Genomic DNA, 9755 nt, shown 5'->3' with positions numbered 1-9755 from the left:
GGCAACGCCCCAGCACTTTTTTGATGGGGCAACCGAAGTTGACGTCGATGATGTCAAACCCAGCTTCGACCAACTTCATCGCGCCGGCAGAGAACTGTTCCGGTTCGGCCCCCATCAATTGACCACCCACCGGCGGTTCGTCGGGATCGATTTCGAGGAAGTGCTTTGTTTTTTGCCGTTTGCTCAGCGCCACCAGAAATTGATCGAGCATCACCTCACATACGGTATAGCTCGCCCCATGCCGGCGAGCGATCACCCGCATCGGCAAATCGCTGTAGCCCGATAGCGCCGCTTGAACGACGGGAAATCCAATCGAGACGTTGCCAATCGTGAGCGGTCGTGTTTGAAATGTGGTAGTCATAATGTCAAAGATTGCTGGACTCTGCCCCGTTGATGCCCGAATCGATTGTGGCACATACTCAAAAAAGAGGCGTCATGTTAAATTCATACTTCAAATTCAGTGCCTTTCTGCTGGCCATTCTTGTTCCATCCTTCACGATAGCCAAAGCTCCGCCGACCATGAAAATTGAAACAAGCCGATTCGGAACGACGCCCGCCGGTGATGAAGTCACGCGTTTTACGTTGACCAATTCGCAAGGCAATTCGGTTTCGGTGATGAATTGGGGAGCCACACTCTTGGACGTCAATGTCCCCGATTCCAAGGGCAACGTCGCAAACGTCAACTGGGCATTTTCGGAGCTCGAGCCCTATTTGTCCGGCCATCCCTACTTCGGCAGCACCGTGGGCCGTTTCTGTAACCGCATCGGAAATGGAAAGTTTACGATCGACGGCAAAGATTACCAAGTCACCCTTAATCATGGAAAGCACATGCTGCATGGTGGCAACAAGAACTTTACCTACCAATTTTGGCAGGGCGAAAGCTATCAGAACGATGATTCCGTCGGCGTTCGCTTTCATTTGACCAGCCCCGATGGCCAAGAAGGCTTTCCCGGCACCGTCAACGCCACTGTCGATTACAGCTGGAACGACCAAAACGAATTGAAAATTGCATTTTCCGCAACCACCGACGCTCCCACCCATATCAATTTGACCAACCACAGCTACTGGAATCTGGGGGGCACTGGCAGCGGCACCGCCCTGGATCACGTGGTCACGATCGAAGCCGATCAGTCGCTGGATGTCGATGATGACTTGATCCCGACCGGAAAGCTAAACCGCTTGGATGGCAGCGTGCTCGATTTCCGCAAACCGACGGCACTTGGCGATCGCATCGAAAAACTTCCCGCGACCAAAGGCTACGACCATTGCTACGTCGTTCGCGGTGAGGCAGGCACGCTGCGAAAGGCGGCAAAAGTAGTCGATCCCAAGTCGGGACGGGTACTGGAAATTGAAACCACTCAGCCTGGCATGCAGCTTTACACCGCCAATCACCTGCCCGGCAACGAGCATTCCGCAGGCGCCGGCGGTCACGACGCCTTTTGTCTCGAAACCCAGCATTACCCTGATGCACCAAATCACGAATCGTTCCCCAGCACGCTGCTGCGGCCGGGTCAATCGTTAAACGAAGTGACCGTGCACCGGTTCAGCACACAGGACTAAAGCCTGAAATACGTCTTCAGCTCTTCGGCAGTAGCGAAACTCGCCAAGAGTTTCGGCCGGTCCAGTCGTTTGTCGGGGATAAAAGTAGTGGACGAGGCAACGAGTCCAGCCAGCGATCAGTTCAATGAGACTCGTGGCCTCGTCCACTACCCCGAAGCGTTTTTCTTGGTGCTCACACCCTCGGGCTACATGTATGTCGCCACAGGCGTGACTGAAAATCGCAACTTCATAATATCCAAGCGAGGACGCACTTAGCTCTTGCCCAGCTCGCCGCGGGCATGACGTGCGAGTGTTTCCTGGTACTTCTTTTTGCCCTCTTCGACGCTCTTGCGAATCGCCTTGGTGCTCTCTTCGCTTTCGCGTCGCAACTCGGCAATCATCTCCAACGACTCAACCTGGAATCCGCTGATCGCGTCCACTAGCTTCTGAACCGATTCGGGATCGATCGTGCTGCCGTAACCTGCCTTTAAAGCAGCCCGTTCAAGCTCGCGGCCAAGCGTAGCAACATCCTCGAGTCCCTTGTTCACCCCCGTCTTCATCGCTTCGGTGGCCTGAGTGACTTCGTGCAATCCGTGCTGGCTAGTGTAGACCGTGCCGAGGATCGTGAAGACATGTTCGTTGGTGGTAAAGAAGGTCACCGAACGACGGAACACGCGTTCCTTCACATCGTGCGTTTGCTTTAGCTTAGTGATCAATGTTTCACCGACGTCGTAACCGATTTCCAAGTTTTCGGCGATGTCCTTGAGCAATTGATACGTTTCGTCTTCTTTCTCGTAGCGATGACGCGACTCATCACGAGCAAGTTCCGCCTTGCTCTTGCCCCCTTCGTCGCTGCCGGCGTAGTTGTCGAGTGCTTCTTGTGCGGTCGACAAATTGGCTTTGGCCGCATCAAGAATGGGAACCTGCATATCCAACAATTCGCGAGCCAGGATTTCGGCTTCCTTCAAAGCGAAACGGAAATCGATATAGGCGTCCATGATCAGCTCTTCGGTCTTCAGAGCCTCTTTGGTGTCCTTGGCCACGTCGCCGTAGATCTCGACAATTTTTTCAAAGCGATCATTCGGAGTACCGCGGCGTAGCTTCATCCACCAATTGGACACCTTTTCGGTGCCGCTGATTTTGCCGTCATCGAGTTGTCCGATCAACCGCTTACTGTCCTCGCGAACCGAATCGAACATTTGAGTGATCTCCATATAGCGATTGCCGATTTGAATGCTTTCGACATTCTCGCGTACAAGGGCGTTAAACGCACTCATGTGTTTGATCACCTCGGCGATCGCGATCACTTTGCCTTCGTCCAAATGGCGAACATTTTCAAGCAACGAAATCAATTCTTGCGGTGCCTCATTCGCGCTGGCGCCGCCGAACTTTTTCAACACGTCTAACGCGCGATCGAGATACTCACGCATCGACTTGGAATCGCGTTCCCTTGCCACTTCGGCGGCCGAGCGAATCTCACTCTTTTGGGGTTCGGGTGCGGACGCTTGAGCTTGATCGGACATGCCGTAATTCTCCACGATTGATTGGCAATAAGATGCCGGTGTGATGAGTCTTTGCACTCATTAGATTAGGGGCAACAAGCCCGCATGACAATCATACCAGGGGGCCAAAGAGTCGTGGTGCCGAGCGCCCTATTCGTCTGTTTTTTCGGCCTACATCGATTCCTGTTTGAATCCCGCAATCGCTTGAATCCAGCAATCGCATCGTGCTGCCGCATTTATTCGGAAACTAAACGATTTTGCCTCACTCTCGCATTCAACATACTCTGCAAAAAGGAACGATTGCATAGAATAACCAAGCGACATGCCGCGTCCCCGTTCACGATCTTTCCCGTTTCCCCGTTTCCTAGAACCCCTCGTCTTATGCCCAACGCCAACGCACAGCAACAGGCACCGCGCAGTGCGCGTCCGCATTCGATGTCACAGATCGAGTTGCCTGGACAGAACTTGACGCTCGAAGAAACATTGCGAGTGATGGACGTCGCTCGCGAGATGCGGGACCAGCGTGAAACCGCCGAAGTAATGTTTCGGCACGATGATGTGCGGACAAACCTTCGCAAAAAATTGACACGAGCCGCTCAACTCTCAGGCGACAACGTCACCGAAGCCGAAATCGATGCGGCGATTGATCAATATTTGTCGACGCTGCACACCTATGAAGATCCAGAGTCGGGATTGAAAAGTTTTATCGCTCATTGTTGGGTGTGGCGAGATCGCATTATGTACGGCGCTGGCACGCTTGCTGCCGCGAGCGGTTTGCTGTGGTATTTCTTCGCTTGAGAATCGTGAATCAATTCGCCCGCAAGTCAGTTGGATCTGCTTCGTTTTAAGGTTTCAGTGCAAATGCCCATCTCCGGCCCCGTGGTTCATCGCCAATTGATTGACGCCTACGCCAATGCGCAAACGCGTCTCGAGCAAGAACGGCAGCGAATTTCGTCCAGCAAAGGGGAACGCGATAATCTCGAGGATCATCGTGGCGATGCCTTGGTCGAATTAGCCGAGCACTATTTGCCAGAACTAAGTCTCGAAGCAATCCGCGAAACATGGAGCGACGTCCGCTCGAGTGTTGCGGACGTGTTGATGCGTAAAGAAGATCATCGCCGCCGCGTGCGTGAATCGCTTGCCAATGCCAATCGCAACCGCGAGCAACTCGAAGCCGAGTTGATGACGATCAATGTCGAATTGGATGCTGCGACCGAAGCGGAGCAAGAAATCGCCGATCAAGTGGAACGAAGCCTGCGAGAATCGGACGAATTTGTTCGACTTTCGGATCGAGCCGCCGTCGCCGAAGCAGCACTGGAACGTGCGGAAGCGAATCTGCAAGAGATCGACCAGGACGCCGCTCGCAAATTACCCGCTTATGACAGCAGTTCTTTGTTCCGCTATCTGTACGACGAGCGTTTTGGCACCGAACAATATTCCAAGCGAGGCTTCACGCGCCGTGCGGACCGCTGGTTAGCCAAGTTCATTAACTATCAACAGGCGAGAAAAAGCTATGAGTTTCTAAAACAAACGCCCGAGAAAATGCGTGAGATCATTGCCGCCGACCGACAAGCGTTTGATACGGTGATGAACGAACTCGAACGGCATCGCGACGATGTTGTCAGGAAACTCGGTTTACAAACTAAGATTTCAGAGCGGCAACAACTCGAAGCCAAACGGGAATCACAATTAAAGATACTCAATGAAGTGATTGAAAACACCAATTCAATTGAGCGTGAATTGACGGAACTCGATGACACACGAGGGCCGTATTATCGCGAAGCCATTTCTATTTTCCGAGGAATGTTGGAAAAGACCGATAGCCGTGAACTGAGAGAGCGCGCCAAAGAGACCCCCGAACTGACCGACGACCAAATCGTTGCTCGATTGGTGGGAGTCGAGTTGGAGATCGACGAGTTAGAAAAAACGGTAGAGACGCGGCGAGACAGTTTGGTCCATATGCAAGCGATGATGGACGCGTTAGGGCAGGTGATTCAGCGGTTTCGTGCGTTGCAATTCGATTCGTCTCGGTCCCAATTCGTCGGCACACTTGACGTGCTGGACGATCTGTATCGGGCCCGTGACGTCAGTGATGTGAACGGTTTGTGGGAACGGATTCGGTCGGCGCAGCGTTGGGGACCTACCACGACAGAGAAAATCACCAGTGTTGCGACGCATCCCATGACGCAAGTGTTGATTAACGCAATGGCGCATGCGGCCGGCGGTGCGATGCAAGCCCACGCGCGACGTGCCGGGCAGCGACGCGGCCGAAATCGAATGATGTGGGACGACGGAAATTCCAGCAGCGGCAATCACCGCCGACGCTAGAACGGCATAGCACACAATGTGGAATGGCTTCCAGCCTGTCGTCTTCACGTAGCGTAGGCTTCCAGCCTGTCGTCTTCACACAGCGCAGTTGCCAGGCTTGACGACGTCCCCACTCTTCTGAGCGACATCGGGTGACTTGGCTTCAGTCAAGATCCAGCAGGCCTTGGCAAACCAAATGCGTGTGCGTGACGTGCTTGTTTTGGATATGTGGCGAGATCACCGCAGCATCGCCACCACAAAGGATCACGACAGGAGCCTGGTCCGCCTCGCTGAGTCGTTCGGAATAATGGGCAATCAATCGGTCGATTGATGCGGTTACACTCGTCAGCACCCCGAGCCGGATAGCCCCCACGGTGTTGCGTCCTGGGATCGAGACGACATCTGAATTCTGCCAATCGATCATCGGCAGCGCTGCGGTTCCCATGGTCAATGCATTGGTCTGCAGCGTTAATCCCGGCAGGATCGCTCCGCCCGCAAACGCACCTGCGGCATTCACCAGATCGACGGTCACGGCACTGCCAGCATCAATCACGACCAACGGCGCAGCGTAACGATTGCGTGCCGCAAAGGCGCTGAGCAATCGATCGATCCCTAATTGAGCGGGCGAATCGACATCAACCGGCATCGGCACATCGCGATAAGAAATTAGCCGCGATGTCGACTGGGGAAAGGACCGCTGGATCAGTTGACACAGAGGATCCGACGCACGCTGATTGACACTGGCGATTCGCCACTGCGAGGCTTCACTGACAACGTCATTGCCAGACTGTTCGCGCACCCAATCGACAAGCGATTCGCACCATCGCGATCGATCCAACGCAAAGGATTGATGAATCCAATCAGGGTTTGCTGCGTCCGCAGCCTTTTTATCCGCCGCCAAATCATTGCTGCGGAGCGATAATTTCACCGCCGTGTTGCCCACATCGACCGCGATCACGCCGGCCGGCCGCTTCACGTCGCATCCTCCGACTTTGACTTGGCTTTTTCCTGCGAAGCTTCGAGGTCAAAGTCAGTCGCTTGGTTATCGTCAGACATCAAAGCCGTTGGTCCTGCCAAATGAGGTGGCAAGCGTCGGCGAGGTTTTTCAGGTTCATCCGCTGGCGATTCGGTAACCGGGGCGTTCTTTTTTGCCTTGGCAGCCAACGCGGCTTCGCGGCGTTTTTGCACCCTCGCCATAATCTCGTTTTTCAGTTCCTCAAGCCCCTCGCCGTTCAGGGCACTAATCATGTGGACATGTTTGCCCGTCACTTCGGCAAGCGTTTGGCGTAGTGCGTCGGCGCCTTCCATTTCCGATTTGCTGACCACCACGATCTCTTCACGATCGGCAAGCGTCGCATCGTACTGAATCAACTCGGAACGAATGGCGTTGTAATTGTGAAGAGGATCGGTCTCGTCGGTTGGCGACGGTTCGACGAGATGGACCAACAGACCCGCTCGCTCGATGTGACGCAGAAATTCGTGACCAAGCCCGATGCCTTCACTCGCTCCTTCGATCAATCCCGGGATATCCGCCAATACAAACGACCGTTCAATGCCTATCTCGACAATACCAAGATTGGGATGCTTGGTGGTGAACGGATAATCCGCGATCTCGGGGCGGGCGCTGGTGATACGGCTCAGCAGCGTGCTTTTGCCGGCATTGGGCATCCCCACCAACCCGACGTCCGCGATGGATTTGAGCTCTAGGATCACATCGCGAGATTCGCCCAACTCGCCCATCGTTTTTTCATACGGGGCGCGATTGGTACTCGTTTTAAAGGACGCATTGCCGCGTCCCCCTTTGCCGCCTCGAGCGACGACGAAATGATCACCAGGCTCGGCCAAGTCCTTGATGACAAATCCGTTTTCGGCATCGATCACCGTGGTCCCCGGCGGAACAAACAGCGTTTGATCTTGGCCTCGACGGCCGTTTCGCATTGAGCCTTGCCCCGGTTGGCCTTTGGTGGCTCGATACATACGCCGGTTCGCGAACGCGGCGAGCGAGTTGACCCCGTCGCGGGCTTCCAGAATCAAACTGGCTCCATCCCCCCCGTCGCCACCGTCAGGGCCACCGCGTGGAACGAATTTCTCTCGGCGGAAACTCATACAGCCATCACCACCTTTGCCGGCGTGAAGCTCGATTCGAACGCGATCAACGAACATGTTGTGGGATTCTTACAGAACAGAAAACGGCTGACCCCAGTCATCATGAAGGCCAGCCGCGGTTGGATTGTGGAAACTAGCCGCGTTAGGATGCCAAGCGTGTGCCGGGATTCTGCGGTCCGAGTCGACGGACTTCCGCAGCGGGTGAAACTCGCTTTTATTCGATAATGCAGCTAAAAAGCATCCTATCTGAAAATCCAACGATAGTCGAGTCGCTCGTCCAGCCCGTAGTGCTCTAACACGTACTTCTGTTCCTTCGCTTTCTCGTAAGCAGGAACGCCAAACCGAATCGTGTCGAGATTCTGAGCGATCGCGTCGCCGGGGCGATAGAAGTTCAGCTGCAGTGCCTTTTTACGGTACGGCGCGTCAGCCCCCTCGCCATCTTGCTGGAATGCGTTGGTCAAACCGAAAACGTCAACGGAGAAGAAGTCGAGTTTCGGATCAACATCTTCCCACGTCGCCACACCCCAGACGCCTGGGGCCGCGGGGTCGCTGGTTCGCGGAATATTGACGCGTGAAATCTCGACGGTGTTGTACAGCGGAGCCGTGATTTGTTCACGGATCGCGATCTTCTCTTTCGCCGTCGGCAAAATTCGATCCATATACCGTTTACCCGTAATCCGGTTATTCAGCACCAACATGGGAAAGACGCGGCGTGATTCGTAGCTGACCGATTCAATCCGCTCGTAAACGTCCTTGCCGCCAATTTCATCCGCCGCCGGACGCAAATCGCCACCGAGATAGCGAACGCGAAAGACCATGTACCACACCAATTTACGCTGTAAACGACCATCCGCTCGCGGCACATCGGTCAGGATTTGGCGAAGCGGTTTGAAGGCAAATTCGAAGCAATAAATCTCACGTCGCAAAAACACCTGCTGAGCCATTTCGGCCAACATCCGGCTTCGCGGGTCAAAGTGGGGTGTCCCTTCTGGGTGCGAATCGCCGCCCCACAAAATTTCGGGGTGCCCGTCGAGCAAGGTCTGCAGCGTTAGCGGTCCGTCGAACGTTTCCACCGGATCCGGAGCAGGCGGGATCACGGTGACCACGCCCGGAGCGAACTTGGTTTGCTCGGTCGACGAAGGATCTTTCACAGCATCGTCGGCTTCCTTCGCCGCCTGTTGAGCGAACGAATTGCTGAAAAAGGCGAGGCAAAGCCCTGAGGATAAAATGGCTCGGCGAGAAAACATATTCATACCATCGGTGTGGTGAGGAATTTTTACGGCAATAAAATTTCAGACCCGGCCCCGGCACAGCGGGCACTGTCAGCCCCGGCACAGCGGACGGCAGCCCCGGCACAGCGAACGGCAGCCCCGGCACAGCGGACGGCGATCAACGTACATCGCTTGCCGAGGGAACCGGTTTGTCGCCATCGCGACGGGTTTGGATCTTCGATTGAGTTGCGATTTCAACATGCTCTTCGGTGGCAACGCTTGGATCACGGAATCGCAGCGTCTCGCTCAATTGTACATGCGAGCTGGCAAAAGCGTCGACGGAATCGCCTTCCATCGTAAACGTCGCCAACACACGGCGGCCCGTATCGTCGGAAAAATGCTGGATAATCCAGCGGATCGGAACCTCTTGAACCGCGCCACGGGCGATCACCGTCAACACGCGGAGCCCCTCGTCGCTGACCGTTTCATTGGCGAGTTCCAACTGCACCAACTGCTCGCCGAGCGTCTTTTTGACATCCTGCTGCAGTGCTTCCATCGTCCACTGCTTGCCTTCATCGAGTTTCGAAAGGCGACGAAAATCGCACTGCGCGATGCTGCGATCGTTCTCGATCATTCGCATCATCGCGATACCGCGGGCATCTGTCATCATCCGCCAGCGGCGATCCATCCGAGTGGCAATTCCCACTTGGTCGCTCTGCAAATCCACCAACAAATGCGTGGGATCCACCGCCGCGGTCACGTCCACAGGCAACGGCTTCGCAGGCATTTTGATCGTTTTGGCGAGCGGTTGCCGCACCATCTTGATCGTCGCAGCGACGTCAAAACCGGGAACCGCAATCCCGATCTCGCGTGTCTCGTGGACCGCCATCGCAAACCAAGTCGTCACGCCCGCCTTGCGATCGAACGTCAATTTCCCCACCACACGAATTTTGGTGGGGACGCCTTCGACACTGCCGTCCACGTTGCCGCGAACTTGAATGCGGGCATCGGTCGAGGTCACCGAGACCACTTCGGCCTTCACTTCGCTCTGCTCGACCGACGTCAAGTTCAACAGATAACGCATCGGTTC

8 protein-coding genes and 1 pseudogene are annotated in these 9755 nt (G+C 55.0%); 3 read left to right on the top strand and 6 right to left on the bottom strand.

The annotated features are described in order from the left end of the window. Positions 1-361, bottom strand: a 361-nt coding sequence (locus ABX962_RS20425) for a tRNA-dihydrouridine synthase (RefSeq protein WP_372721865.1), incomplete at its 3' end; no start/stop codon positions are given. A 158-nt stretch (positions 362-519) separates the two neighbouring features. On the opposite strand from ABX962_RS20425, the gene ABX962_RS20420 reads away from it, so the two are divergent. Next, on the top strand, positions 520-1560 hold the full coding sequence (locus tag ABX962_RS20420) for an aldose epimerase family protein (protein WP_372721866.1): 1041 nt from the start codon (positions 520-522) through the stop codon (positions 1558-1560). 251 nt (positions 1561-1811) lie between these two features. Here ABX962_RS20420 and ABX962_RS20415 read toward each other — a convergent pair whose 3' ends face one another. After that, entirely contained in the window at positions 1812-3062 is a 1251-nt protein-coding gene (locus ABX962_RS20415; RefSeq protein ID WP_372721864.1) for a cell surface protein, read from the bottom strand. Positions 3063-3422: 360 nt separating this feature from the next. Between ABX962_RS20415 and ABX962_RS20410 the strand changes: the two genes are divergently transcribed. Both ABX962_RS20410 and ABX962_RS20405 read left to right on the top strand, forming a co-directional pair. Next, on the top strand, positions 3423-3839 hold the full coding sequence (locus tag ABX962_RS20410) for a DUF6384 family protein (RefSeq protein WP_372721863.1): 417 nt from the start codon (positions 3423-3425) through the stop codon (positions 3837-3839). 63 nt (positions 3840-3902) lie between these two features. Next, positions 3903-5369 carry a hypothetical protein gene (locus tag ABX962_RS20405; protein WP_372721862.1) on the top strand — a complete coding sequence of 489 codons (1467 nt, stop codon included), beginning with the start codon at positions 3903-3905 and terminating at the stop codon, positions 5367-5369. 142 nt (positions 5370-5511) lie between these two features. On the opposite strand, the gene ABX962_RS20400 is transcribed toward ABX962_RS20405, so the two are convergent. From ABX962_RS20400 to ABX962_RS20385, 4 genes and pseudogenes are all read right to left on the bottom strand, one after another. Then, on the bottom strand, positions 5512-6324 hold the full coding sequence (locus ABX962_RS20400; protein WP_372721861.1) for a type III pantothenate kinase: 813 nt from the start codon (positions 6322-6324) through the stop codon (positions 5512-5514). Further along, positions 6321-7511 (bottom strand): GTPase ObgE, encoded by a 1191-nt coding sequence (gene obgE / locus ABX962_RS20395; protein ID WP_372721860.1) that lies wholly within the window; start codon positions 7509-7511, stop codon positions 6321-6323. The genes ABX962_RS20400 and obgE overlap by 4 nt, the downstream gene beginning before the upstream one ends. A 185-nt stretch (positions 7512-7696) precedes the next feature. Continuing rightward, positions 7697-8707: a hypothetical protein gene (locus ABX962_RS20390; RefSeq protein WP_372721859.1), complete on the bottom strand. Its 1011-nt coding sequence runs from the start codon at positions 8705-8707 to the stop codon at positions 7697-7699. 136 nt (positions 8708-8843) lie between these two features. Next, a pseudogene (locus ABX962_RS20385) lies at positions 8844-9755 on the bottom strand (hypothetical protein); the annotation flags it as partial.

The organism is Novipirellula sp. (genome assembly GCF_041583735.1).
Taxonomy (GTDB): domain Bacteria; phylum Planctomycetota; class Planctomycetia; order Pirellulales; family Pirellulaceae; genus Novipirellula.
Note: the sequence above shows the minus strand (reverse complement) of the source record. Positions and strands in the feature narration are given on the sequence as shown.

What these genes read in the sequence shown, in the direction of transcription:
- ABX962_RS20410 (WP_372721863.1), top strand. Translation starts at nt 3,423, where the DNA reads ATGCCCAACGCCAACGCACAGCAACAGGCACCGCGCAGTGCGCGTCCG.
- ABX962_RS20405 (WP_372721862.1), top strand. Translation starts at nt 3,903, where the DNA reads ATGCCCATCTCCGGCCCCGTGGTTCATCGCCAATTGATTGACGCCTAC.
- ABX962_RS20420 (WP_372721866.1), top strand. Translation starts at nt 520, where the DNA reads ATGAAAATTGAAACAAGCCGATTCGGAACGACGCCCGCCGGTGATGAA.
- obgE (WP_372721860.1), bottom strand. Translation starts at nt 7,511, where the DNA reads ATGTTCGTTGATCGCGTTCGAATCGAGCTTCACGCCGGCAAAGGTGGT.
- ABX962_RS20415 (WP_372721864.1), bottom strand. Translation starts at nt 3,062, where the DNA reads ATGTCCGATCAAGCTCAAGCGTCCGCACCCGAACCCCAAAAGAGTGAG.
- ABX962_RS20390 (WP_372721859.1), bottom strand. Translation starts at nt 8,707, where the DNA reads ATGAATATGTTTTCTCGCCGAGCCATTTTATCCTCAGGGCTTTGCCTC.